The sequence below is a fragment of the Bacillus sp. Cr_A10 genome (assembly GCF_029222665.1).
In the GTDB taxonomy this organism is placed as follows: Bacteria; Bacillota; Bacilli; order Bacillales_A; family Planococcaceae; genus Psychrobacillus.
Genome location: NZ_JARHXR010000008.1, coordinates 73,905 through 100,165, shown reverse-complemented (window position 1 = coordinate 100,165; position 26,261 = coordinate 73,905). Strand labels below are relative to the sequence as shown.

31 protein-coding genes are annotated in these 26,261 nt (G+C 35.0%); all 31 read right to left on the bottom strand.

Annotated features, from left to right (window positions below):
* Positions 1–9 precede the first annotated feature (9 nt).
* A complete protein-coding gene (locus tag P2Q73_RS06205; protein WP_275784981.1) occupies positions 10–1,110 on the bottom strand; it encodes a protein-glutamate methylesterase/protein-glutamine glutaminase in 1,101 nt (366 codons plus the stop codon).
* Positions 1,111–1,114: 4 nt separating this feature from the next.
* Positions 1,115–1,981, bottom strand: a complete 867-nt coding sequence (locus P2Q73_RS06200; RefSeq protein ID WP_275784978.1) for a MinD/ParA family protein — start codon at positions 1,979–1,981, stop codon at positions 1,115–1,117.
* A complete protein-coding gene (locus P2Q73_RS06195; RefSeq protein WP_275784976.1) occupies positions 1,965–3,080 on the bottom strand; it encodes a flagellar biosynthesis protein FlhF in 1,116 nt (371 codons plus the stop codon). The genes P2Q73_RS06200 and P2Q73_RS06195 overlap by 17 nt, the downstream gene beginning before the upstream one ends.
* Complete coding sequence (gene flhA / locus P2Q73_RS06190; protein WP_056829287.1) at positions 3,077–5,110, bottom strand: flagellar biosynthesis protein FlhA; 2,034 nt, start codon at positions 5,108–5,110, stop codon at positions 3,077–3,079. The genes P2Q73_RS06195 and flhA overlap by 4 nt, the downstream gene beginning before the upstream one ends.
* Positions 5,111–5,134: 24 nt before the next feature.
* A complete protein-coding gene (gene flhB, locus P2Q73_RS06185) occupies positions 5,135–6,211 on the bottom strand; it encodes a flagellar biosynthesis protein FlhB (RefSeq protein ID WP_053592150.1) in 1,077 nt (358 codons plus the stop codon).
* A gap of 11 nt (positions 6,212–6,222) precedes the next feature.
* Positions 6,223–6,999 carry a flagellar biosynthetic protein FliR gene (gene fliR, locus P2Q73_RS06180; protein WP_056829285.1) on the bottom strand — a complete coding sequence of 259 codons (777 nt, stop codon included), beginning with the start codon at positions 6,997–6,999 and terminating at the stop codon, positions 6,223–6,225.
* Positions 7,000–7,003: 4 nt separating this feature from the next.
* Positions 7,004–7,273 carry a flagellar biosynthesis protein FliQ gene (gene fliQ, locus P2Q73_RS06175; RefSeq protein ID WP_053589966.1) on the bottom strand — a complete coding sequence of 90 codons (270 nt, stop codon included), beginning with the start codon at positions 7,271–7,273 and terminating at the stop codon, positions 7,004–7,006.
* Between the two features lie 12 nt (positions 7,274–7,285).
* Positions 7,286–7,951, bottom strand: coding sequence for a flagellar type III secretion system pore protein FliP (fliP, locus tag P2Q73_RS06170; protein WP_053589967.1), 666 nt, complete (start codon positions 7,949–7,951; stop codon positions 7,286–7,288).
* A complete protein-coding gene (locus P2Q73_RS06165; RefSeq protein ID WP_053589968.1) occupies positions 7,944–8,618 on the bottom strand; it encodes a flagellar biosynthetic protein FliO in 675 nt (224 codons plus the stop codon). Before P2Q73_RS06165 ends, fliP begins: the two co-directional genes overlap by 8 nt.
* Positions 8,619–8,625: 7 nt before the next feature.
* Positions 8,626–8,988 carry a response regulator gene (locus P2Q73_RS06160; RefSeq protein WP_053589969.1) on the bottom strand — a complete coding sequence of 121 codons (363 nt, stop codon included), beginning with the start codon at positions 8,986–8,988 and terminating at the stop codon, positions 8,626–8,628.
* Between the two features lie 19 nt (positions 8,989–9,007).
* Positions 9,008–10,156 carry a flagellar motor switch phosphatase FliY gene (gene fliY / locus P2Q73_RS06155; RefSeq protein WP_275785176.1) on the bottom strand — a complete coding sequence of 383 codons (1,149 nt, stop codon included), beginning with the start codon at positions 10,154–10,156 and terminating at the stop codon, positions 9,008–9,010.
* Complete coding sequence (gene fliM / locus P2Q73_RS06150; RefSeq protein ID WP_056829279.1) at positions 10,149–11,147, bottom strand: flagellar motor switch protein FliM; 999 nt, start codon at positions 11,145–11,147, stop codon at positions 10,149–10,151. Before fliM ends, fliY begins: the two co-directional genes overlap by 8 nt.
* A gap of 30 nt (positions 11,148–11,177) precedes the next feature.
* The gene (gene fliL / locus P2Q73_RS06145; protein WP_053589972.1) at positions 11,178–11,609 is read right to left on the bottom strand and encodes a flagellar basal body-associated protein FliL; all 432 of its coding nucleotides are present in this window, start codon (positions 11,607–11,609) and stop codon (positions 11,178–11,180) included.
* Entirely contained in the window at positions 11,599–11,820 is a 222-nt protein-coding gene (locus P2Q73_RS06140) for a flagellar FlbD family protein (protein WP_053592151.1), read from the bottom strand. The genes fliL and P2Q73_RS06140 overlap by 11 nt, the downstream gene beginning before the upstream one ends.
* 67 nt (positions 11,821–11,887) lie before the next feature.
* Positions 11,888–12,814, bottom strand: a complete 927-nt coding sequence (gene flgG, locus P2Q73_RS06135; RefSeq protein ID WP_056829277.1) for a flagellar basal body rod protein FlgG — start codon at positions 12,812–12,814, stop codon at positions 11,888–11,890.
* Between the two features lie 83 nt (positions 12,815–12,897).
* Entirely contained in the window at positions 12,898–13,278 is a 381-nt protein-coding gene (locus tag P2Q73_RS06130) for a TIGR02530 family flagellar biosynthesis protein (RefSeq protein WP_053589974.1), read from the bottom strand.
* 19 nt (positions 13,279–13,297) lie between these two features.
* The gene (gene flgD / locus P2Q73_RS06125) at positions 13,298–13,936 is read right to left on the bottom strand and encodes a flagellar hook assembly protein FlgD (protein WP_053589975.1); all 639 of its coding nucleotides are present in this window, start codon (positions 13,934–13,936) and stop codon (positions 13,298–13,300) included.
* Between the two features lie 3 nt (positions 13,937–13,939).
* Positions 13,940–15,172 (bottom strand): flagellar hook-length control protein FliK, encoded by a 1,233-nt coding sequence (locus P2Q73_RS06120; RefSeq protein WP_275784968.1) that lies wholly within the window; start codon positions 15,170–15,172, stop codon positions 13,940–13,942.
* A 31-nt stretch (positions 15,173–15,203) separates the two neighbouring features.
* Entirely contained in the window at positions 15,204–15,803 is a 600-nt protein-coding gene (locus P2Q73_RS06115) for a magnesium transporter MgtE N-terminal domain-containing protein (protein ID WP_275784967.1), read from the bottom strand.
* A gap of 11 nt (positions 15,804–15,814) precedes the next feature.
* Positions 15,815–16,258 (bottom strand): flagellar export protein FliJ, encoded by a 444-nt coding sequence (fliJ, locus tag P2Q73_RS06110; protein WP_275784965.1) that lies wholly within the window; start codon positions 16,256–16,258, stop codon positions 15,815–15,817.
* A complete protein-coding gene (gene fliI, locus P2Q73_RS06105) occupies positions 16,258–17,583 on the bottom strand; it encodes a flagellar protein export ATPase FliI (RefSeq protein WP_056829274.1) in 1,326 nt (441 codons plus the stop codon). The genes fliJ and fliI overlap by 1 nt, the downstream gene beginning before the upstream one ends.
* Positions 17,584–17,588: 5 nt before the next feature.
* Entirely contained in the window at positions 17,589–18,368 is a 780-nt protein-coding gene (gene fliH, locus P2Q73_RS06100; protein WP_172794325.1) for a flagellar assembly protein FliH, read from the bottom strand.
* The gene (gene fliG, locus P2Q73_RS06095) at positions 18,352–19,365 is read right to left on the bottom strand and encodes a flagellar motor switch protein FliG (RefSeq protein ID WP_053589980.1); all 1,014 of its coding nucleotides are present in this window, start codon (positions 19,363–19,365) and stop codon (positions 18,352–18,354) included. The genes fliH and fliG overlap by 17 nt, the downstream gene beginning before the upstream one ends.
* 12 nt (positions 19,366–19,377) lie before the next feature.
* On the bottom strand, positions 19,378–20,967 hold the full coding sequence (fliF, locus tag P2Q73_RS06090) for a flagellar basal-body MS-ring/collar protein FliF (protein ID WP_056829270.1): 1,590 nt from the start codon (positions 20,965–20,967) through the stop codon (positions 19,378–19,380).
* A 57-nt stretch (positions 20,968–21,024) separates the two neighbouring features.
* Positions 21,025–21,330, bottom strand: coding sequence for a flagellar hook-basal body complex protein FliE (fliE, locus tag P2Q73_RS06085; protein WP_056829268.1), 306 nt, complete (start codon positions 21,328–21,330; stop codon positions 21,025–21,027).
* A gap of 24 nt (positions 21,331–21,354) precedes the next feature.
* Positions 21,355–21,816 carry a flagellar basal body rod protein FlgC gene (gene flgC / locus P2Q73_RS06080; protein WP_275784960.1) on the bottom strand — a complete coding sequence of 154 codons (462 nt, stop codon included), beginning with the start codon at positions 21,814–21,816 and terminating at the stop codon, positions 21,355–21,357.
* 2 nt (positions 21,817–21,818) lie between these two features.
* Positions 21,819–22,211, bottom strand: coding sequence for a flagellar basal body rod protein FlgB (gene flgB, locus P2Q73_RS06075; protein WP_053589984.1), 393 nt, complete (start codon positions 22,209–22,211; stop codon positions 21,819–21,821).
* Positions 22,212–22,518: 307 nt separating this feature from the next.
* The gene (gene codY / locus P2Q73_RS06070) at positions 22,519–23,298 is read right to left on the bottom strand and encodes a GTP-sensing pleiotropic transcriptional regulator CodY (RefSeq protein WP_053589985.1); all 780 of its coding nucleotides are present in this window, start codon (positions 23,296–23,298) and stop codon (positions 22,519–22,521) included.
* Positions 23,299–23,381: 83 nt separating this feature from the next.
* A complete protein-coding gene (hslU, locus tag P2Q73_RS06065; RefSeq protein ID WP_056829264.1) occupies positions 23,382–24,776 on the bottom strand; it encodes an ATP-dependent protease ATPase subunit HslU in 1,395 nt (464 codons plus the stop codon).
* Positions 24,773–25,321, bottom strand: a complete 549-nt coding sequence (hslV, locus tag P2Q73_RS06060) for an ATP-dependent protease subunit HslV (RefSeq protein WP_053589987.1) — start codon at positions 25,319–25,321, stop codon at positions 24,773–24,775. The genes hslU and hslV overlap by 4 nt, the downstream gene beginning before the upstream one ends.
* 19 nt (positions 25,322–25,340) lie before the next feature.
* Positions 25,341–26,234: a tyrosine recombinase XerC gene (gene xerC, locus P2Q73_RS06055; protein ID WP_056829263.1), complete on the bottom strand. Its 894-nt coding sequence runs from the start codon at positions 26,232–26,234 to the stop codon at positions 25,341–25,343.
* Positions 26,235–26,261: the final 27 nt, after the last annotated feature.

Genomic DNA, 26,261 nt, shown 5'->3' with positions numbered 1-26,261 from the left:
AACACCCCTTTAAGGTAAGTATTGTATTATTGCCTGTGCTATATTATCTAAATCTACTACTTCATTTACTAAATTAGTTTCAACAGCTGCTTTAGGCATTCCATAAACGATGCATGTATTAGCAGATTCTGCTATTGCGACTACATTTCCCGTTTTCTTTAATTTTTGAAGTCCAAGTGAGCCGTCCGAACCCATTCCCGTCAAAATCACTGCGATTTTATCGAAATCATTAAACTTACTATTATCTTCAAATAAAACATCGACTGCAGGTCTGTGCCCTACTCTTGGAGGCTCGACGTTATCTAAAACGATCGTATAAACACTCCCCGTTTTTTTTAATCGTAAATGATAACCTCCTGGTGCAATATAGGCATGTCCATTTCGTAAAATGTCCCCATTTGCAGCTTCCTTCACTTCTATTTCAGATAATTGATTGAGTCGATCTGCTAATGACTTTGTAAAGCCAGCGGGCATGTGCTGCACAATAAGTACAGGAGCTTTCAAGTCTTTTGGGAACTTAGTAATTACTTCTTGAAGTGCTCTCGGCCCTCCCGTTGAAGTACCTATCAATACTATTTTCTTATTGTTTTTATTCCAATTGTTCACTTTACTAGAAGTAGTCGAATGTATTGCCTTGTGCATTACAGAATCAGTTTCTACTTTTGTGTGCACTTGCTTTTGCCTGTTCAGTTTTACTAGTGAAATATTAGCTGCGTTTTCAACTTTTTGAATTAATTCTTCTTTTATTTTATGTAAATCTAATGAAATCGTACCACTTGGTTTAGCTACAAAATCTACTGCACCATGTTCCATCGCAAGAAGTGTGCTGTCTGTACCTTTTTGAGTTGTACTGGATAACATCACAACCGCGACAGGTGTTTTCGACATTATTTCTTTTAAAGCTTCTATCCCATTCATTTCTGGCATTTCAACATCCATGGTTACTACGTCTGGTTGAAGCGTCTTAATTTTTTGAATGGCATCTTTTCCATTGCGGGCGATCCCTATAACTTCAATAACGTTATTGTCTTTAAAAAAATCGGTTATTAGCTTACGCATAAATGCAGAATCATCCACAATTAATAGCTTCTTTTTTTGTAAGGGCTTCACTGATTCAAGACCTCCTCGAAAAGAGATTTTTCAATCGAGAGATGAATTTACTTTGTCTAGGAATATTTTCTTCCTCTTCTTCAAAATCAGAGAACCGATTGACAATCATTCTTAACTTTTTAGTAATTTCTGCTTCAGGATAGAGTATAGAAAATGGCACTTGCTCTTTTACTGCTTTTCTTACAACGGGATCTTCCGGCAACGAACCTAGTAGAAACACTTCTTTTGATAAGAATTTAGACATTGCTAACTTCAGTCGAGAAACTGTATCAATTCCTTCCTCTTCGCTGAAGGCTCTGTTACAAAGCAGAAAAAAGTTCTTATCAGGATCCTTGTAATAAATGAACTTCATCATAGAGTAAGCGTCAGTTATAGATGTCGGTTCTGCAGTTGAAATGACGATAATATCATCAACTGATACGAGCAAATCCAATGTCTGATTGGTCGCTCCCGCACCCATATCAAATACAATATAATCATAGTTTTTTTGTAAAAACTCGAATGCCTCTATTAATCGTGTGAACATACCTTCATTCCATTCCATTACCCCTGATAAACCAGAGCCACCGGAAATATATTGAAGATTATGTGGTCCTTCGAATAACACTTCATCTATTGATGCGTCACCTACTAAGTAATCTTTCAAATTTGTTTGCACGGTTTTTCCAAGTAAAATATGAATATTACCCATGCCTATATCCATATCGATTAATACAACTTTTTTGCCTAAAGAACTTAACATAGTAGTAAAGTTCATAGAAAAATTACTTTTTCCAACTCCTCCTTTACCACTAACTACCGCAATAGAACGACCTAATTTATTTTGAGTACGAAGCATTTTAATTCTTAATTCCTCAGCTTGATCTCTCATAACGAATCCCCTTTAAAAGCAAATTGAGTAATTCATTTAGATTAGCCTCAACAATATCCTCAGGGACTTCTTGCCCATCCGTATAGTAAGCAAGTCCCTTCTTATATTTAACCATTAAATTAATGATAGAGCCAATAGAATTTGTTTCGTCTAGCTTCGTAAAAATAAATTTTTCAATTGGAAAATCCATAAATTGTTCAATAATGACTTCCATGTCCTTTTGTTTAGATGTTGTAGACAACACTAGGAAGGTTTCTGTATTTTCTTCTAGATTAATTAACTTCTGCAAATCTTCCACAAACTTTATTTCTTTATAGTTGCGACCTGCAGTATCAATAAATACAAGATCCAAAGCTTCATACTTTTCCATTGCATCTTGTAAGTCTTTCTCACTATAAACAATTTCAATTGGAGCTTGTAAAAGCCCTGCATAAGTTTTTAGCTGCTCAATTGCAGCTATTCTATATGTATCTGTTGTAATAAAGCCAACTTTTTTCTTTTTTTCTAATACTGCACGAGCAGCCATTTTTGCAATTGTTGTTGTTTTTCCTACACCAGTTGGGCCTAAAACATTAATGTATTTTTTATGAAAAGATATTCCACCAACAGGATGCTGTTCTAAAAGAGAAACAAGAACTTTCTTCGTTTTCTTGATTTGCTCAGCTAGCTCCAGTTTTTCATTATTACTTTTCATATGCACAAAAAGCTCATCACTAACTGTTGTGATAAGCTCATCTGCTAACTCTTGATCCTTTAAATGCTGAATAAGAGCTCCAAACTCAGGTGGATAATTTTCATCTAATGGAGAACGTTGAATTGATTTCACCATATGCTTTAAGTCTTCTAAATCTTTTTTAATTTCATCTGTAGCATCGCTAGCTTGAAATAATTGCATGGACTGATTTTCTTTTAGAGCAATAGGCGCATCATAAGAATCCATACCTGCTAAAACTTCAATCGATTTCTTTTTAAAGAGCCCTAGAAACCCTTTAGAATAAACAACTTTAGAATTTAAAATGACAGCATCATCGCCTAGTTCTTTTCGGATCAATTTCATTGCTTCAGGCATTGTAGTAGCCGTATATTTTTTCATTTTCACTCTACATTCACCACCCCAACACTTTGTACCTCAATGGACGATTCTAGTTCATTGTAAGATAGAATCGGAATTTGAGGGAAATATCGTTCCGTCATTTGACGTAAATACATTCGAACTGCAGGAGAACACAAAATAATTGGTGATTGCTCCATCAATGACGCGCGTTCTATCTCTCTTGCCATAGATTCTAAAATAGCTTGTGAATCATTTGGATCGATTGATAAATAATTTCCATGCTCTGTTTGTTGAATGCTATCGGCAACAATTTTTTCTACTCTACCTGAAACAGTTAATACTTTTAATACATTGCTATTACCTGCATACTGAGATGTAATTTGTTTCGCTAAAGACTGTCTAGTATATTCGGTTAATATATCGACATCTGATGTCATTTTTGAATAATCCGCCAATGTTTCAAAAATAATAGGTAAATTTCGAACAGAGACATGCTCTCGTAGTAAATTACCCAAAACTTTTTGAATTTCCCCAACAGTAAGAGGTGTTGGAGTTAATTCATCCACAAGAATTGGATATGTTTCACGAATATGATCTATTAGTTGTTTCGTTTCTTGACGGCCTAATAAATCATGCGCATTATTACGAATTATTTCAGTCATATGCGTAGAAACAACACTAGGTGGATCTACAACTGTATAACCTAGAATTTCAGCTTCTTCTTTTACGGATTCCGTAATCCATTTAGCTGGTAACCCAAAGGAAGGCTCGATTGTATCTATCCCTTCAATTGAATCATCATCTCCAGGACTCATGGCCAAATAGTGATCAAGTAATAGTTCGCCTCTAGCCATTTCATTTCCTTTAATTTTAATACGATATTCATTTGGCTGTAACTGGATATTATCTCTAATGCGAACGACAGGAATGACAATACCTAGCTCTAAAGCAAGTTGTCTTCTTATCATCACAACACGATCCAATAAATCTCCACCTTGAGCTGCATCCACTAAAGGAATTAGACCATATCCAAATTCAAACTCGATTGGGTCAACGTTTAGGAGATTAATAACATTTTCAGGACTTTTCATATTATCCGTTGTAATTTCTTCTTCAAATTCTTCTATTTCATTTGGATCTTCTTTACTTGCTTTGCTCATCATAAATGCGCCAATTGCAAGTGCGATTGAAACAGGGAATGTTAATATGATTCCAATTGGTGTTACTATCCCAAGAAGTGCAATAGTTGCTGCTGCAACATAAAGAAGTTTAGGCTGATTGAATAATTGTTCGGTAATGTCTCCACCAAGATTCCCTTTAGATGCCGCTCTTGTAACTACAATACCAGTTGCTGTAGAAATTAGCAGAGCAGGAATTTGAGATACTAGACCATCACCTACAGTTAATGTAGAAAAAAGAACTGCAGCTTCCGCAAAAGGTAGTCCTAATTGAACAACACCAATGATAATACCAAATATAAGATTAATCAGAACAATAATTATTCCTGCTATCGCATCCCCTTTTACGAATTTCGTAGCACCGTCCATCGCTCCGTAAAAGTCTGCTTCTCCACTAACCTTTTCACGTCTTTCTCTTGCTTCTTTTTCAGAAATCATCCCAGCATTTAAATCTGCATCAATGCTCATTTGTTTACCTGGCATTGCATCAAGTGTAAAACGTGCAGCGACTTCTGAAACACGCTCTGACCCTTTTGTAATGACAATGAAATTAATAATTACTAAAATAGCAAAGACCACTAAACCTACTAACATATTCCCACCAGTTACAAACGTACCGAAAGTTTCAACTACTTTACCAGCGTCACCTTCTGCTAAAATTGCTCTCGTAGTCGAGACGTTCAGTGCAAGTCTAAATAAGGTTACAAGTAATAAAACAGTAGGGAAAACTGAAAACTGTAAAGCCTCTTGCATATTCATAGCAGTCATTAATATTAATAACGCTATTGTAATATTGATTATTATCAGAAAACTTATCAACCAATGAGGAAGAGGTATTACTAGCATAGCCACAATTGAAATTACAGCTGCTAAAACGGATATATCGCGGATTTGCATATACTTCCACCTCAATCTTTACATCTAAATTTTTTGTTTAATACGATATACATAGGCTAATACTTCTGCAACTGCTTTAAAAAACTCATCTGGAATCCGTTGCCCTATTTCCACTTGATCATACATAGCTCTAGCAAGTGGCCGGTTCTCTACCATTACTACATCATTTTCCCTTGCGATAAGCTTTATTTTTTGTGCTACAAAATCAGCACCCTTTGCTACAACGATCGGAGCATCCATTGAATCATCATCGTACTTTAAAGCAATGGCAAAATGGGTTGGATTCGTAATAACTACATCTGCGGAAGGAACTTCTTGCATCATTCGACGCATAGCCATCTCCCTTTGGCGCTGTCTGATTCTTGATTTAATAATAGGATCTCCGTCAGAGTTTTTATGTTCATCTTTAATGTCTTGTTTCGACATTTTTAGATTTTTTTCATAATCATAACGCTGATAAAAGAAATCTAGAACAGAAATAAATAATAGGACAGACGAAGCAGCAATTCCCATCATCCCAGTTAACCAACCTATTGTGGAAAGTGTATCCCATGGTGTTTTAAATGATAAAGATAACACTTGTTCTAAGTTCATCCATATGATGAGAGTCGTAACCGAACCGATGAAAGAAATTTTTAATAAAGATTTTAATAGCTCTATAATTGCTTTTAATGAAAATATTCTTTTTAATCCTTGGATAGGATCAATCTTTTTCAAATCAAACTTTAATGGTTCAGTTGTAAATAATAAACCAAATTGAAAAAAGTTAGCCGCTATAGCAGCAACAACAGCAACGCCCATAATGGGTAGCAAAATTATTGCCATTTCTATAAGTAAATCTTTATATATCTCGACAGCTGTTTCAATTGTTAAAGTTTCAATCAACATGTATTTAGTGAACGTTACATTGAAAAAAGAAAATATTTCTGTCCTCAAAAATCCTGCACTAAAAAACAAAAAGATAAAAACTGCAAGTAAAACAATAGCACTTGTTACATCCGCACTCTTTAAAACTTGTCCCTTTTTACGAGAATCTTGACGCTTCTTAGGTGTCGCTTTTTCTGTCTTTTCTCCAGCGAAAAACTGTAAATCTAATCGCATTTCAAACAAGTTTAGCCACCACCTAATATAATCATTAAATCTCGCATACCAATTACCATTATTTCAAACATCTTTTGAACAACAGCCATAAGAACACCCATCATCACGAGAAGAACTAAAAAACTTACCCCAATTTTAATTGGAAATCCAACAACGAATATATTTAATTGAGGAACTGTTCGGGCCGTTATCCCCAAAGCGATATCTACTAAAAACAATGTTGCAACGATTGGTATTGACATTTGAAAGGCTACCGCAAAAACACCAGCAAAAGTCTTCATAATGAATTCAACATAGTTTTCTTGCCCGAAAGCAAGTAATGTCATATCCATGGGAATAAATTGATAACTATAAAAAATACCATCCAATAACAAATGATGACCATTTAAAGCTAGTAATAATAAGAGAGCCAAAGTATTTAAAAACTGACCAATTAACGGACTTTGGGCTCCTGTTTGTGGATCAATAACATTTGCAATGGCAAATCCCATCTGAAAATCTATGAACCCTCCGGCAATTTGAATAGCTGACATGATGATATAAGCTAGTAAGCCTATAAATAATCCAACCATTACTTCTTTGATTATTAATATTATGTAATCCCCGTTTATTTCAAATGGTGCAACATCCATCGTATAGTACATCATCCAAGAAAGGATCACTGCAAAAGCAATACGATGTGTCGCTGGAATTGTCCGATGAGAAAAAAGTGGTAAAGTGACAAAAAATGCCGATACACGAGCTATTATAAGTAATAATACGGTTAGTTTAGGTATAAGTTCATCCATTGATCTAACCTATATATCTTATTAAATTTTCAAAGATATCCGCAGCGTATGTAGTTACTTGTGATAGCATCCACGGTCCAAAAAAAACGATTCCCACAAGGACCGCAATAATTTTAGGAACAAAAGCTAATGTTTGCTCCTGAATTTGTGTAGTTGCTTGAAAAATACTTACTGCCAGACCAGTGATTAAAGCAATCAAAAGAAGAGGACCTGATGTAAGAAGAATGACCCAAATAGCGCGTTCTGCAATAGAGATTACCATTTCATTATTCATTACGATCAGCTCCTAAAAACTTTGTAAAATGGATTTCATGACTAAATACCAACCATCCACTAAAACAAACAATAATATTTTAAATGGTAATGAAATCATTACTGGTGGTAGCATCATCATACCCATTGACATTAAAACACTAGCAACAATCATATCTATTACTAGAAAAGGTATAAATATCATAAAACCAATTTGAAATGCCGTTTTGATTTCACTTAATGCAAAAGCAGGAACCATAATCGTTAAAGGTATATCATTTATAGACTCTGGTCGTTCCGCCTCAGTATATCTCAAAAACAGCTCTAAATCTTTTTGTCTCGTATGCTTACTCATAAATTCTTTAAATGGAACACTAGCACTCTCGTAAGCTTCCTCTAATGTAATATCTTCATTAAAAAGAGGAGTAAGCGCTTTTTCATTCACTTCCTGAAAAGTAGGAGCCATAATGAAAAAAGTTAAAAAGAGAGCTAAACCTACAATGACTTGATTGGGAGGCATTTGCTGTGTAGCAAGCGCCGTCCGTACAAATGATAAAATAATAACGATTCTAGCAAAGGAAGTCATGAGTATTAAAATACTTGGTGCCAAAGATAAAACCGTTAGTAATAGCATTAATTTGATTGAAGTGGAGACATTCGATGGATCACTGTCCGAAAAAAACTGGACGAAATCATTCATTTTCTTCTCGCTCCTTTGTCTTCCAATCATTTAATACATCACTACGGTCTTTTTTGATTTCTTGTAATCTTTTTTGGAACGTTTCGTTAAATGAAGGATCGTTTTTTACTTTGTTATTTGCCTTGGAAGAGATGGTGCCTTTTAAGTTATTAAAAATCTCTGCTATAAATGGCACTGTCTTTCCGATTTCTTGCTTCTCTTCATAGATTTTCGTCAGTTTAGTTATTTCCTCAGGGTCCGTTATTTCTTTTAATAATGAAACATCTTCCCCGACACCAACTAAAAATAACGAGTTACCTACTTGAAGTAATTGGACTGACTTACCTTGACTAATCCCAACTCCACCTAAATTCTGAACAAGTTGGTTTGTTTGAAACGTTCTATTTCTACTATTTACAAAGCGCAATAGTCCATATAACAAAAGAATGACGAAAAGTAAGGCAAAAATCATTTTCACATAATCCCAAATAGTTATGGAAACACCACCAGATTCTATTTCTTCTGGAGTTTCGGTTTGTTCAACCGGTGTCTTATCTTTCTCATCTTGAGTTTTGTTAAAATATTCTTCAATACTTTCATTAGAATCAGTTGCTGCATAAACTTCTGCTTTTAATGGGTAGAACGCTAGTAAACAAATGAAACAGAAAACGAGGGTAAATTTCCTCATCCTATTATTACCCGATTGCTTTTGAAATTGCTTCAATTACACGGTCCGCTTGGAATGGTTTAACGATAAAATCTTTTGCCCCTGCTTGTATTGCATCAATAACCATCGCTTGTTGTCCCATTGCTGAGCACATAATAATAATGGCATTCGGATCTTTCGCTTTTATTTCTTTTAATGCAGCAATTCCGTCCATTTCTGGCATTGTAATATCCATAGTTACTAAATCTGGTTTTAATTCAGCATATTTTTCAACAGCTTGGACGCCGTCTCCAGCTTCTCCTACAACTTCAAAACCATTTTTTGATAAAATATCTTTGATCATCATACGCATAAACGCAGCGTCATCGACTATTAAAATTCTTTTTGACATGTTTTGTTTCCTCCATTGGTTATCTTAAATTATGAATGCGCTCTGCTTGACTTAAGATATCTGTAATACGAACTCCAAAATTCTCATCAATTACAACAACTTCCCCTTTTGCGATATGTCTATTATTTACAAGAATATCAACAGGTTCACCTGCTAGTTTATCTAGTTCAATGATAGATCCACTAGTGAGTTCCAGAATATCTTTTACAGTTCTTTTTGTACGACCTAATTCTACTGTTACTTGAAGTGGTATATCAAGTAGCAAATTTAAATTTCTTGATTCATTTTGAGTCAGATTAGGTGCATCAAAACTTGCAAATTGCGCTTGTTGTACTTCCACTTGCGGCGCTTGTGGACGGGGTTGCGTAAATTGCATTTGCGCATGCGGCTGAGATTGTTCTTTTAATGGTTGTTGGTGTGATGGACTTGGAGTAGTTTCTACTCTTTCTTCCATAATTGTAGCAGCAACCTGGTCTTCCTCATCCTCACCCATCAATGATTTAACTAACTTCAATCCAAATTCTAAAGGTAGTAATTGCATAATATTTGAATCAATTAATTCTCCTACTTTTAATCGGAAGGAAATCTTTATTAGTAAATCGTCATTAGGAATTGCATCTGTTCCTTCATCTACCTCTAAGTTCATTAAGTCTATAGATGGAGGAGAAATATCTACTTTTTTATTGAAAACAGTTGACATAGATGTTGCCGCTGAACCCATCATTTGATTCATCGCTTCTTGTACTGCACTTAATTGAATTTCACTCATATTCGGTTGTGGGTTTTTACCATCTCCGCCCAGCATCAAATCTGCAATTATCGCAGCATCGGATTGCTTAATAACGAGTAAGTTCATTCCTATAAGTCCCGCAGTGTACTGAACTTGGACTGCAACATATGGATGTGGAAACTCTTCTTTTAATTTTGTACGATTAATCATACTAATGTTAGGTGTAGTAATATCAACCTTTTGACCTAATAGTGCAGATAATGCAGTTGCTGAGCTACCAAAAGAAATATTTCCTATTTCACCAAGTGTATCTTGAGCAAATGAATCTAAATAATCCTCAACATTAATAGTCTCAGAATTTGTAGTTTTTCCTTCATCTAAAGTCGTTCCTCTAAGGAGGGCTTCAATTTCTTCTTGGGAGAGCATATCATCACTCATCATCATCCTCTCCTCCTTTCAAAGTTTCAATGACTTGTACAGCCATTCTTTTTTTTAGTTTACCAGGTTGAGCAGTAAATTTCGGTATTTCTCCAACATTAATTATTAGTGGATCTTCTATTTTTGAATTCAACTGAATAACATCACCTAGTTGTAAAAACAGTAAATCTTCAATTGAAATGTCTGTTCTTCCTAGCTCGGCAACCACTGGAATTTCAGCTGATTTTACTCGTTTCTCTAATACTTTTAATTGTTCCGGAGAAACTTCTTTTTTGTTTGTTTGCATCCAATAACGAACAGATAAGTTAGGAACAATCGGTTCTAAAACCACATGTGGTATACAAATATTAATCATACCGCTCGTTTCTCCAATTTCGGTATTGAATGAAATAACAACTACTGTTTCATTTGGCGAAATCATTTGTAAAAATTGCGGATTTACTTCGAGCTCTGTTAAGATTGGGTCAATATCCGCAATATTAGACCATGCTTCGCGAAGATTATCAAAAGACCGCTCAAATAAGTTTGTCATAATTTTCGTTTCAATTTCTGTCATATTATTTACTTTTGCATAAGCTTCCCCTTTACCACCCATTAACAAATCTAACATAGAATAAGCGATATTCGGATTAATCTCCATGAGAATATTTCCTTCAAGAGGAGGCACTTCAAAAACATTGATTAATGTCATATGAGGTACCGAACGGATAAATTCTTCAAACGGAATTTGATCTACAGAAACTACTGAAATTTGTACATAAGTTCTTAATTGGGCAGAAAAAAATGTTGTTAACAAACGAGCGAAGTTTTCATGGATACGTGTTAAGCTACGAATCTGATCTTTTGAAAATCGAAGTGCACGTTTAAAGTCATACACTCTTACTTTTCTTGCTTCTTGTTCACTCTTCATTTCATCTGCTGTCATTTCTCCTGTGGAAAGCGCACTTAACAACGCATCTATTTCGGATTGAGATAATATATCTCCTGCCAATCTGCCCACCTCCATTCAAAAAAGTTACGATTACTGAATTATATAAGAAGTTATATAAACTTGTTGCACTTCTCCATCATTCATTAATTCATTTATTTTAGTTTTCAATGATGACTGAAATGTTGCTTTACCTTGTTTACCTTCTAAATCTTCTGGTGTCATTTCAGAAAGCTCTGTAATGACAATGTTTTTTACTTGAAAATCACGTTTTATTAATTCTTCCGCAGCTTCTTTACTATCCGTTTGTACTTTTAAGGAAATACGGATAAATTTATTTCCAGCTAAATTTGTCGTTATTTCTGGTATATCTATGGAAGATTCAACAATTTCATCAATTGTTGGCCCTGTCTCCTCATCTGGTTTGTTTAACTGAGAAATAAAAAGCAATGCTACAACACCAAGTAATGTAATACAAACTAAAATAATTAGCATGATGGTTAAAAGTTTATTTTTACTCTTCATGTTCTTCACCTCTTAAATGGGGGTTCGATAAAATATGTATTTCTTTGTAAAACTGAGCGATTTTTTTGGCCACATCTTCTCTAGATTCTAACGCAACATATTTATGACCATTTGTGAGCGTTATCGTAGTATCCGGAAAAGATTCAACCGTCTCTATGTATAATGCATTCAACAAAAACTCTTTACCGTTTAAACGAGTCAAATTTATCAATATAAAGGGCCGGGCCATTAAAGGAACGGCCCAACCCTCCCTTACTTTCAACTAAGATTCTAATAAATTATCGTTTTAAGTTAACAAGTTCTTCTAGAATTTGGTCAGACGTTGTAATAATACGAGTGTTCGCTTGGAAACCACGTTGCGCTACGATCATGTCTGTGAACTCTTCAGAAAGGTCTACGTTAGACATTTCTAGGAATCCGGAGTTGACTGACCCTATACCATTTTGTGTAGCAAAACTGAATAAAGGATCTCCAGAGTTGCTTGATGGTGTATAGTAGTTGTTACCTGATTTCTCTAATCCGCCTGCATTTGGAAATTTTGCATTAACTAATTTCCCTGCATATTGAAGTTCATTAAATGCGTCAACAAATGTTACTGTTCCGTCTTGAGATATTGACATACTCTTTGCATTGGTTGGGATACGAATAGGACCTATTGTACCAGTTCCAATAGTTCCATCTGGATTAATAGCGTATCCTGGATCTACTCCAGGACCAGCTGCTGTTCCAGTAGTATCAATATCTTCTGCATTTTCACTAAATCCATAGACATATTTACCATCACCATTTACTAAATAACCATTTGCATCCATATAAAAATTTCCAGCGCGTGTGTACTGTAAATTTTGTAATGCTACATCTGTTCCAGGCGTCGGCGTTGCAGCAGAATCTGCAACAATAAAGAATCCATCACCTGACATTGCCAAATCAAGCGTGTTTCCAGTTGATTGAAGTGATCCACCACTATGAATCGTATCAATTGATGCTAATTGAGATCCTAAACCAACTTGTTTCGGATTCACCCCTCCTCGATTTGCAGAAGCACCTGAAGCACCTGAAGTTGTTTGTGAGATCAAATCTTTAAATACAGTGCGTCCTTTTTTGAAACCGTAAGTGTTTACGTTTGAGATGTTGTTACCGATAACATCCAATTTTGTTTGAAAGTTTTTTAAGCCTGAAATTCCTGAGTACATTGAGCGAATCATGTATGTTTTTCTCCCTTCGATTTGCGTGCTAGCGTCTATCAGTCAGCTGCACATAGCATCCTTTTAAAGGTCCTGCTATCTATTTAGTTCAGCACAATGGTGCCGTCGATATTGGTGAATAATTGATTTTTCGCTTCCGTGCGATTCATGGCAGTAATCACTGTTGCATTTTTTGCACTTACGATTAATGCTGCTTGGTCCATCAATACTAATGAGTCATTCACACCTTTTGAGCGTGCTTCTGTTACTTTGTCACTCACCAGTTGCCATTCTGCATCTGTTATGTGAATATTTCTCTCAACTAAACGTTGATTTGCATGTTTACTTACTTTCAATTCTATTTTTGCATTAGCCTCGTGCAATTGTTGCAAAAACGATTGCTTTGGCGAAGTAACTTGTTTAGATGTGAGTGGTTGACGGATTGTAGTTTGCAGCGGAACGCGATTAATATTAATTTTGTCCATTGCATATCTCCGTTCTAATTTATTTTATTGCTGTAATTTGATCTGCGGTAATAGATTTACCTCCAGCGATATTAAAGACAATCTTTCCATCTTTTTTCGAAACAGATTCAACTTGAGCAGTGCTTTCTGCTTCCCCGTCCATATAGCTTACTGTTTTTCCAATTAACATACTTGCTTCTACTAAACTATTGGAATTTGAGTTATTCGACAGAACTTCTGATATATTGCCTGGTGTAATAACTTTTCCATCAGCAAGAGTGAATTGTACTCCCCCATTAACAAACTTAACTCCAGCAATTGTACCGGTACCTTCTTTTGTAATTGGTTTACCATCTTCGCCTTTTTCATCTGTTATTTCATGCCATTTCACAGACTTCCCAACGAAATTAGTATATTCAATCATTTGGGTTTGTTCTTGCGCCAATGCATATTTTTCAAATGCTGCCGTCAAGTTAGTCATTTGCTCTAACGAAGAAAACTGAGCCATTTGTGCGATGAATTCGTTGTCTTTCATTGGATTCGTTGGATCCTGGTTTTGTAATTGGGCCATTAATATTTTCAAAAATTCATCTTTTCCAAGCGTACTATTCCCTGTGGTACGTGTTGCTTTTTCCTTTGGCAAGTACATGCTGCTTGTGATCGGATTCATTTCAGCCATATATTAAACCTCCACTTCTTTTAAAAAGTCTTCGAAAGTAGCAATTTCTTCTTTCTCATCCTTTTTAGTTTCTTGTCGTTCTTGTTGTTGTCTAAATGATTCTTGGAAAGATTGATTTCTTTCCTGCCTTGCTGAATCTTGTACAGATTGTGTTATCTCTAATTTCTCAATTTGAATGTTCTGGTTAACTAACCCTTGCCTTAACTGATTTGAATGAGAATCTAACAAATCTTTACCAAGTGTAGTCGAAGCTAGCATTTTAGCTGTAAGCATTCCATCTTTTTGAATTAATTCAATTCGAATTGTTCCGAGATGTTCAGGATAAAGCTTGACGACAAGTCTATTTGCTCCACCTGCTTGTCCAAATTGAACACGATTCATCACTTTTTGCAAATCTTTTAGAAATTCCTCTGATTGTCCCGGTTTTTCATTTGGCAATGTTACTGAAACAGTTTCAACCTTTGTTTGTACTATCATTGACGACTGACCTTGTATAGGAGAAACTACTTCTCTCGTCTCAATTACTTTTTCGGTCGGTGTTGCTACTTGTTTAATTACAACTTGTTGAACACTTGGTTTCATTGTTTGATCTAGTGAAAGCTTATTCATAGCAGCATTTACAGCCTTATTGTTAGACATATCAGTTGGAAGTGTCAATGGAAGTTTAACTTCTTTAGATACAGCATCTTTCAGGTCTTTCACTAATTGATTTAAATCAAATAAAGTAGATTCTTGTTTTAGTGTCAAATCAGATTTCTTTCCAATAAGTTGTATTATCTTCAACAATTGCACAGCTTGACTTGCTTCTACAGAAGATACAGGACCTTGTCCATTTAAAGATTGAACGATTGCATCTTTCAGTTGGCTAGCTTGTACATTTAAACCTGCTAACAAATCCCATACGTTAGATTCTGATAACTCTTCATCTGTTGTCGCATTTTCACCTAAGAGCTTACTTAATAATTCTTTCAGTTCTTTTGGATTTACTATCAAGTCTTTAGAACCTATTAGACTTTCCGCTTCTTCCAATGCATCTACATCTAAAATGTTAAGTAACTCTTGTACAAGATTTAGTTGAGAATCATCAGGTATAGGGGGTGACTGAACTTGTTGATTAGATAATACTTGTCCAAAAACATTTCCAAATAGTTGATTGTTCGTATTCATATCTGGTACTTTACCTTTTGATTGGACCACTATATTATTTCCTAAATTTGCAACTGCTGCGATATTCAATATTTCACCTCCTCTCAATTGAAAATCACTCTTATTGCTTTGTCATTAATTCTGTATATTTTGCTGCTTCTTCTGGTGTCATTTTTTCATAAATTTTTGCCACTGTATCTGGTTTTAAGCTATTTAAAATTCTTAATGCTTCTGCGTCACTCATTTTAGAAATGACAGGTGCAGCAGATTTCGCAGACATTTTTTCAAAAGTAGAAACTATTTCAGCGTATTCTTGTTTAGTGCTCGTTTGTTGTCGTTGTAGATTCTCTATTTCATCCAACAAACGTTGCTGTTCAACTAATAAATCCTCATTTTTTTTTGCCGAATTATCTATTTCTGATTGTAAGTTATCTATTTCTACTTCTTTTTCTTGGATTTCAGCTTGTAGAGAAACAACTTTTTCCTCTAAACGGTTTGTTTTTACATCCTCTGTAACTATTTCCGGTTGACCAGCACCTGATAATTCTTTTGCTTTTTCAAAAACATTTATATTCGCTATTTGAGCAACTATCAAGAGGACCGCTAAAGCGAATAGAAAAGGAATGATAAACCAATAAAAGAACATTTTTATTTTGCCAATGCCTTTTGTTTCATCGTCTACTTTTTCAATGTTTTTAGTTTTTTTGTTTCTATTAGCCATGTTCTACTCACCTAATCTCTTTTTTGAAACTTTAAGGATGAAATTTCATCCAATTGGATTGTTTCAAGTCTAAGTTGATCTTGCTGAAAAAGTTCGTAATCTTTTTCCTTTATCTTTTCAAATTTACGAACCTCTAAAGATTTTTCTAAAAGTTTCTCTTCAAACCAGTTCATTTTAGAACGTGCTTGCATAACTTCTTTTTGTACTTTATCTATTCTTTTTTGCAACCCGTCTATAAAGTTCGAGAAATGATGAATATGGTTAATAGATAATCCTTGCTTAAGTTGGTTATTTTGAGCATCAACTGTATCTTCTTTCTTTTTCAACAAATCATATAATTCCGTAGCAACGGTTTCAAAAGCGACAACAGATTCTTTGTATGCTAGCTCTGTTTCTGATTTTTCTTGTTCACGAACAGTCAATATCTTAGCAAATTTATACTGATAAGCAACCATTATTTAACACCACCATTTGCTAAAGTAATTATTTCATTCACACTAGACTCTAGCGACACTTTGTCTAAATAACCTTGCTTTAAATAAGAAGTTATTAAAGGTTCATATTGTATAGCCTCATCTATTTCTTTGGATGTACCTCGTTTATATGCACCAATATTAATCAAGTCTTCTGATTTGTTGTAGGTGAAATACAAATCACGTAAACGTTCAGCTGCTTTTTTGTGTTCTTCATCGGATATATGGTTCATTAATCGACTAATGCTTTTTAAAACGTTAATCGCAGGGTATTGACCTTTATTTGCGAGAGAACGATCGAGTACTATATGTCCATCGAGAATCCCTCGTACTGTATCAGCAATTGGTTCATTCATATCATCACCATCAACTAAAACTGTATAAAAGGCTGTAATCGTCCCATTCTCATTTGTACCTGTACGCTCAAGAAGTTTTGGTAAGATGGAAAATACGGATGGGGTATAACCCCTTGTAGCAGGTGGTTCACCAACTGCTAAACCTATCTCACGCTGTGCCATAGCAACACGTGTGACAGAGTCCATCATTAACATGACGTTAAGTCCTTTATCACGAAAATATTCTGCTATAGCAGTAGCTGTAAAAGCCCCTTTTATACGCATCAGAGCAGGTTGATCGGAAGTAGCGGCGATAACAATAGATCGTTCTAAACCTTCTTTACCCAAATCTCTTTCTATAAATTCTCGTACTTCTCGCCCACGCTCTCCAATAAGAGCTATGACATTTAAATCTGCATTTGTATTTCTTGCAATCATACCAAGCAATGTGCTTTTCCCTACTCCAGATCCTGCAAATATCCCGACTCTTTGACCTTTCCCTACCGTAAGCATGCCATCGATTGCTTTAACTCCTACTTCAATTTGTTCATCAATTGGTGGTCTAGTTAATGGATTAGGAGGGTCTTGTTCTGTCCCAACAGTCATCAAGCCTTTTGGTAATACTGTTCCATCGATTGGGTTTCCCATTGAATCGAGGACTTTTCCAATTAAATCTGGTCCAACTTTCACCTCTAACGGTCGATTTGTTCCTTCTACTAAACAACCAGTTGAAATTTCACGGATATTTGTATAAGGCATTAATACAACAACCTCTTCTTTAAAACCAACAACCTCTGCTAAAATTACTGAATGCCCATTTTTAGAAGAATGTATGTGAATTTTACATACATCACCTATCGAACTTTCTGGCCCCTGTGACTCAATCATCAAACCAACAACACGATTCACACGTCCATATTTCTTAAAGGTTGAAAGATTAGGGATTTGTTGTATTAAATCAACTGCTTTCATCAAGTTCACTCCATACGATCCAGAATTTCTACTAGTTTTAGTCTTAATTCTTGTAGTTGTTCATCAATACTTACAACAATTCTTCCATGGTTCGTTTCAATATAACAATCTGTATCATTCATATCCTCGTCAACAAAAATCATAAACGGAACATCGACTGGGAATATGGATGCAAGTTCGTCCCGATTATTAGAAACTAACTTAAAATATGTCGGAGACACATAAAGCTTTATTTCTTTCATCTCTCTAACTTCTTTTAAACCCCTTTTGACAACAGATAAAAAGAGTTCTTCCTCTTCTTCTAACTTCGTTCCAATAATTCGCTCTGCAGTTCGAATTGCAAGTTCTAAAATAACCTGCTCCTGCTGTTGTAAATAATTTGTTGCGTTTTCGTGTGCTACTTGTATTGTTTCATTCGCAATAGATAAAGATTGTTGCATATCCGCTATAGCCTTATTTCTACCTTCTTCTAACCCTTGCATAAAGCCTTCGTCATAAGCAGCTTGCTGATATGCAATTTTTTGTTCTTCCCACGTTTTTAATTGTTCATCCACATATTGTTTAGTTTGTTCTATTTCTTGGGCTAATGCTTCTTTTGTCGAAGCAATTTGTTCTTCCGCTTCATGGAGCAATTGATCTCTTTCTTTCAGAATTACATCAAGCGAAAGAGGTTGATCTATATCTATTTCTTCTCTTAATTGCAGACTTTTTATTTGAATTGGTCTTGTTTTTTCACTATTATCATTCACTTGTACGTTTCGGAAAATCCTAGACAATAATGTCATCTCCTCCACCACGAGCAATTATTATTTCACCAGCGTCTTCCAATCTTCTAATGACAGAAACAATTCTTGTTTGGGCTTCCTCTACATCTTTTAGTCGTACAGGACCCATAATTTCCATTTCTTCTTTAAAAGATTCAGCCATACGCGTAGACATATTTCTAAAGATAATATCTTTTACTTCTTCACTTGAAACCTTCATAGAAAGAAGCAAGTCTTCATTTTCACAATCACGTATAACTCGTTGAATGGAGCGATTATCAAGCGTAACAATATCTTCGAAGACAAACATTCTCTTCTTGATCTCTTCGGCAAGTTCAGGATCTTGAATTTCAAGGGCATCCAAAATTGTTTTTTCTGTTGTTCGGTCTACACCGTTTAATACTTCTACTACTGCATCTACTCCACCAGTTTCTGTATAATCTTGTGTAACTGTAGAAGACAACTTTCGCTCTAGTACAGATTCAATTTCACTAATAACCTCCGGTGAGGTTGAATCCATTGTTGCAATTCGCTTGGCAATATCTGCTTGAACCTCTTGCGGTAAGGAAGAAAGAATAATACCCGCCTGTTGAGCTTCTAAGTAGGATAAAATTAGCGCAATTGTTTGTGGATGCTCGTTTTGAATAAAATTAAATAATTGTGTTGGCTCAGCTCTTCTTGCGAAATCAAATGGTCGTACTTGTAAGGAAGATGTTAATCGATTAATAATCGCTTGTGCATGATCTGAACCAAGTGCTTTCTCTAACACTGTTTTTGCGTAACCAATACCACCTTGCGAAATATAATCTTGAGCGAGTGCAATATTATGAAACTCTTCTATAATATCTTCTTTAATTTCAGGCTCCACTTTTTTCACACCTGAAATTTCTAATGTCAAGCGCTCGATTTCTTCTTCGTTTAAATGTTTATAAATAGAAGCTGAAACTTCTGGGCCGAGAGAAATTAATAAGAGCGCGGCTTTTTGTTTCCCACTAAGTTCTTTTTCTTTTTTTATCATAGCCGTCCTCCATTAATCCTCTGCTATCCATGTTCGTAATAATTTTGCGAAATCTTCTGGCTTGTCCTTCGCCATTTTTTCCAATTGTTTACGTCTTAAAGTAGATTCTGTCTCTTTTTCTTTATTAATATCATCTATTTTTAGTTCTTCTCTTTGTTCCTCAAGAATGACTAATTCTTCTTCTTCGTTTCTACGTGAACGAAGAATGAAAACAATTAGTAGAATAATTGCTGCTAAAAGTATTCCTCCGATTACGTAAACCCACCAAGGAATCATTGAATCTGTTGCCGCAACTGTAGTTGCTTTTCCATTGAATGGTTGTACCGAAACAACAATTTTTTCTTGTAGTTGCTCTTCAGTTAGCTGTTCAACTTCATCTTTATCGATGGAAGTTCGTACAATCGTTGCAAGAATTTGTTCAATATCTCCTTGAACACCCTCAGGCATAGAAGTTATATCATCAGGAGTTGGTGGTTCAACCATTACTTGAATTCCTAAATCTCTGATTTTGTAAGGACTTTCTACAATTTCTTTTCGAATACGATTTACCTCATTATTAATCGTATCCTCTGTTCTTTCGTAATCCCCGTTTGCACTAGAACCCTCTACATAGTTTGTAAAATTATCGGTAGCATCCTCGCCTTGTGGTGTTCCACCTGCTGTAGGATTAGTTCCAGTAAAAGTTTCTGAAATTCGTTGTGCACTTATTTCAATACCCGCCATATTTTCTTCATCAACTGGTTCCACTAAGTTCTCTTCTCTTTTTTCTTGTTGAAAGTCAATATCTGTTGTAACGGAAACTACAACTTTGTCTGGCCCCATTAAAGTACTTAACATTGTTTGTACTTGTCTTTGTAAATCGCGTTCTATTGATTTTTTAATAGCCATTTGGTCGCCGACATTAGCTCCCGTTGAATTAGAGTTAGCAGTTTGAAGATCAAAGTATTCGAAGTATTGATTTGTAATAACAATATCTTCTGTCGATAAATTTGGTACTGATTTAGATACTAAATTATAAAGAGATTGAATTTGAACATCTGTAAATTGGTATCCTGGTTCTGTATTAAGGACAATAGATGCGCTAGCTGCATCATTGCTTTGAGATAAAAATACTCCTTCCTCAGGCAATGAAATCATTACTTTTGCATCTTTAACTCCCTTTATGCCTTTAATTAAATTTGCAAGTTCTGTCTGAGTAGAGGCCAATTTTAAAACATTGAACTCATTATCAGTCATCCCAAATCCAGCATTTTGAGAGAAGAAGCTATAATCAATCATCCCTGATTCAGGGAAGCCTTCAGCTGCAAGTTGAACTAATAACGAATCAACCTGATCAGATGGAACTAATATAGATGTTCCACCAGGAGCTATTTTATTTTCTACCCCTTGAGCATCCAATGTTTCTTTTATACGTCCTACTTCAGATGGTGCTACATCAGAATACAAAGGAACAAACTCTGTTTTTGTCGAAAAGAATGTGATAATAGCAGCAATTAGTATTACTCCAATCAAGCTTCCAATTATCGTTCCTTTTTGTACTTTCGTTCGACTCTTCCAAAATGTAGAGACATCGCTTGTGATTTTTTTTATTCGTTCATTCATTATTATCCTCCGGCTATGGTGAATATTTTTACTCGATATTTAAATATAACCGAGGGTTTATACAGGCATTCTCATGATTTCTTGATACGCTTCGATTACTTTATTTCGAATTTCCATTGTTGCATTCAAAGTTATACTTGCCTTTTGAGAAGCAATCATCACATCATGCAATTCTACATTTTCTCCACGAATTAACTTCTCAGTTACTACATCTGAAGCTTTTTGATTAGCATTTACTGACTCAAGGGCACTTTTCAAAAAATCACCAAAGTTCTGTTGTGCCTCAAATGGACTAATTTTTGGAGTAGAAGAAGTTGGATTTATTTGAGCTGGATTAAATAAAGAAACAGATTCTATTGCCATATTTAAGTAAACCTTCTTTCATTTCTATTTACCAATCTCTAAAGCTTTTGAAAGCATCGCTTTATTGGCATTGAACACTGTTACATTCGCTTCATAAGAACGAGTTGCAGATATTAAATCTACCATTTCTCTCAATGGGTCTACATTCGGCATTTCTACATAACCTTCTGCGTTTGCATCAATATGAGTTGGATCATACACAAGTTTAAATGGTGTTTCCGTATCTTCTTTAATACTTGAAACTTTTACTCCGTTACCAACTGTTTCTTTATTTGTTTTTCCCATAGCAACATTTAAGAAACTAGAGAATTGACCTTCAAGTGGTTGAAAAGTCACACTTTTTCTTCTATAAGCTTGCCATTCACCATCGACTAATTTTGCACGAGTTGTATCAACATTAGCCATATTGGATGAAATAACATCCATACGAAGACGTTGTGCAGTCAGTGCGGAGGCTGTGGTATTCATCCCATGAAAAATCGACATGATTATCTACCTCCTTTTATAACTGTTTGTAATGTATTTAACTTTCCGCTTACACGATCAACCAATGCATTGTAATAAATCTGGTTTGTCGCTAGATTTGCTTGTTCTTTATCCATATCGACTCCATTGCCATTATGGTTATATCGGAAATTAGCGTAGTTATAAACGCCTGGAGAACTCACATTCATTTGAAAATTAAAATGCTTTTCATTCGTCCTATTTGCAGATATTGTCGATTGCTTTGCTTCCGAAAATACATCACCAAAACTTACGCTTTTTGCTTTATAATTAGGAGTGTCGACATTTGCTATATTTTGCGCTATTGCTTTCTGTTTAATAGCGGAAAAGTCTAATCCTCGTTCCAAATTCGATATCGTTCCACCAAAAATGCTCAATTATTACACCTCATTATTTTCAAATCGGAAGAATTTTAATAATTATCTATGAAAATCATAATAATTTAATTGTAATGAAAATGTAACAAAGTGTCTATTCTCTTTTTTGAATTTTCATAGGACATTTTTCCTTTTTTTTCGCCATTTTTCTCTTTTTTGTGACTAAAATCCAATTTCTCTAATTCGTACTTACTATTTTGAGGAAATTTTCAATTTACTGGATATTTATTCCTTTGACAAAAATATTTCAATAAGATGTCAAAAAAACCTCTTCTACCAATGGTAGAAGAGGTTTAAATTTCAATTCTTATTTCATTTTAAGTTGAGCTAGTTCTGCCAAAAATTTATCATTAAGAACTTTAATGTACGTACCTTTCATTCCTAGTGAACGAGACTCGATTACTCCAGCACTTTCAAGTTTACGTAGAGCATTTACTATTACTGAACGAGTAATACCAACGCGGTCAGCTATTTTAGAAGCAACTAGTAAGCCTTCATTACCATCAAGCTCTTCAAATATATGTTCAATAGCTTCTAACTCACTGTATGATAAGGAATTGATAGCCATTTGTACTACAGCTTTACTTCTAGCTTCTTCTTCAATTTCTTCCGATTTTTCACGTAAAATTTCCATTCCTACAACTGTTGCACCATATTCTCCAAGAATTAAATCATCGTCATGGAATTCTTGTTGCAAACGACCAAGGATCAATGTTCCAAGACGTTCGCCACCGCCGATAATTGGCACGATTGTAGTCAAGCCCTCTTTAAACAATTCGCGGTTCTCTTCTGGGAATACTGAATGTTTACTGAAAACATCTAGATTAGATGATGTTTCATTCACATTAAATAAGTTTTTTGTATACTCTTCAGGGAATTGACGTTCTTCCATCATTTTAATCATACGATCATTTTCAATTTGCTGATGTACTTCGTGTCCAAGAAGTTTACCTTTACGGCTAACTATAAATGCGTTACATTCGATAACGTTACTTAATGTTGATGCCATTTCTTTAAAGTTAACAGGTTTACCTGCAGATGCTTGTAGCATAGAGTTAATTTTTCTTGTTTTGTCTAATAAATTCATTGTGAATCCTCCAATATAATTTTCATATTTATTTTAATATTCTAAAGGTTTTTAATTGTTTTTGAAAGCAATTCAACTTCATATTACAGGATAAATTGCGATAAGTCTCTGTTTTTCACAATATTGTCAAGTTTTTGGTCAATATAGGAAGGAGTAATTTGAATATGAGCAGGAGAAATGTCAGAAGCTTCATATGAAAGGTCTTCTAAAATTTTCTCTAAGATTGTATGAAGACGTCTCGCTCCTATATTATCGGTCTCTTGGTTTACTTCATAAGCTATTTCCCCAATTCTCGCTATTGATTCATCAGAAAAAGAAATAGTTACACCTTCTGTATAAAGTAAAGCCTCATATTGTTTTGTTAAAGAGTGCTGAGGTTCTTTTAAAATACGAATAAAATCATCTTTTGTTAATTTCTCTAATTCAACGCGAATTGGAAATCTACCTTGAAGTTCCGGGATTAAATCAGATGGTTTAGACATATGGAATGCTCCTGCAGCAATGAATAGAATATAATCAGTTTTTACCGCACCATATTTCGTATTAACGGTTGACCCTTCGACAATCGGTAATATATCTCGCTGAACACCTTCTCTAGAAACATCCGCTGAAGTAGAATTACCACTTTTATTTGCGATTTTATCCATTTCATCGATAAATATGATTCCAGTTTGCTCCGTTTTTTCAATTGCTATTTGAGATAATTCATCATTATCTATTAACTTGCTCGCTTCTTCCTGCATTAATACTTTACGAGCATCTTTTACTTTCATTTTTCTTTTTTTCTTTTTCTTTGGCATTAAACTAGAAAGGGCATCCTGCATATTCATGCCCATACTTTCCATGCCTCCACCTTGCAGTGCATCAAAAATGGATGGGGCTTGTTCTGTCACTTCAACGGTTACTATTTCATTCTCTAGTTTTCCGTCTCTTAAATCTTCTGCAATTTGTGAACGTTTTAATCGCACCTCTGTGTCATCCGCTTCTAAAGGTTCATCTTCCGACTTTCCACCGAATAATGCTTCAAAAGGGTTTTGATTTGCGTTCTTTTTCTTTAAAGAAGGAACAAGAAGTTTTACTATAGCGTCGTTTGCTAAACGAGTCGCTTGATCTTTAACTTCTTCCATTTTTTCTTCTTTTACAATTCGAATCGCTGCTTCTACTAAATCTCTAACCATAGATTCAACGTCTCTTCCGACATAACCTACTTCCGTAAATTTAGTAGCTTCCACTTTTACAAATGGAGCTTTTGTTAGCTTCGCTATTCTTCTTGCTATTTCTGTTTTCCCTACTCCAGTAGGACCAATCATTAAAATATTTTTAGGGATCACTTCATTTTTCATATCTTCATCTAGTAACTGTCTTCTATATCTATTTCGCAAAGCAACTGCAACAGCTTTTTTTGCAGCATCTTGCCCAACGATATATTTATTTAAGTGCTCAGTAATTTGCTTTGGCGTTAAGTTGTTTTCCTTCATTCACCTAAAACCTCCACGACAATTTGATGATTAGTAAATACACAAATATCTGCTGCTGTTGTTAAAGCAGCTTTTGCAATCTCTTCAGCTGTTAAACGATCACCTGAATATTGTTTTAACGCTCTTCCAGCAGCTAAAGCATAATTTCCACCAGAGCCTATTGCCAAAATGCCATCATCCGGTTCTATAACTTCGCCAGTTCCTGATACGAGTAATAGATTACTTTTATCCATTACTAAAAGCATCGCTTCTAATTGGCGTAGCATTTTGTCTCCACGCCATTGTTTTGCAAGCTCAACGGCTGCCCTTTGAAGGTTGCCATTATACTCAAGGAGTTTTCCTTCGAACATTTCAAAAAGAGTAAAAGCATCTGCAACAGAACCAGCAAAACCAGCAACCACTTGACCATTAAAAAGTCTTCTTACTTTTTTAGCAGTATGTTTCATAACAACTTGATTACCCAAAGTTACCTGTCCGTCTCCTGCCATAGCCTGACTTCCTTTATGACTGACAGCAAATATTGTAGTTGCATGTATATTACCCAATATTGTTTACCTCCAATACTTATGCCCTTGGATGAGCATTCATATACGTTTTTCTTAAATGTTCTTTCGTAACATGCGTATAAACTTGAGTAGAAGTTAAATGGGAATGGCCTAATAATTCTTGAACACTCCTTAAGTCCGCTCCATTATTCAATAAATGTGTAGCAAAGGTATGACGCAGCATATGTGGAAAAATAGTTGTGTGTAAGGAAGCCTTCTTCATCATTTCGTTTAATATATATTGCACTCCACGTGCTGTTAAGTGCGCTCCTCTATTGTTCACAAAGAGAAAGGGATGAGATGTAGACTTCATTAATTTTGGTCTACTTTTTTGGACGTATTCCTCTACGGCACTTAGAGCAAAATCTCCAACTGGAACATACCTTTCTTTTCTACCTTTACCCATAACACGAATAACTCCATAACTCTTATCTATATGACTTAATTCTATAGAAATAAGTTCGCTAACACGAATGCCTGTAGCATACAATAATTCAAGTATAGCCATATTTCGTAACGATAGCGGATCATCCCCTTCGTTCCCTTGAAACAGTTTTTCCATTTCTTCTTCATAAAAGAAATGAGGAAGTCTTTCTTCTTTTTTAGGATGGTACAAGGATCGGAAAGCATCTTCCCGAATATCAAACTCTTTATGTAAAAACTTATAAAAAGAGCGAATAGAGGAGATTTTTCTTGATATTGAAGTTCTAGCTAACTTTTTATCATAAAGGGTTGTTACATATAATCTTGCATGCACGTATTCAACCTCATTTAAATCAGTTACACCTTCTCCATCTAAAAATAGTAAAAAATGTTCAATGTCTTTTTTATATTCACGGGTAGTTAGATTAGAGTAATTTTTCTCTAATTGAATATAGTCTATAAATGAATGTAGCAAATCTGATCCAATCATTTAAACACTCCAGTTTGTATTCCCATA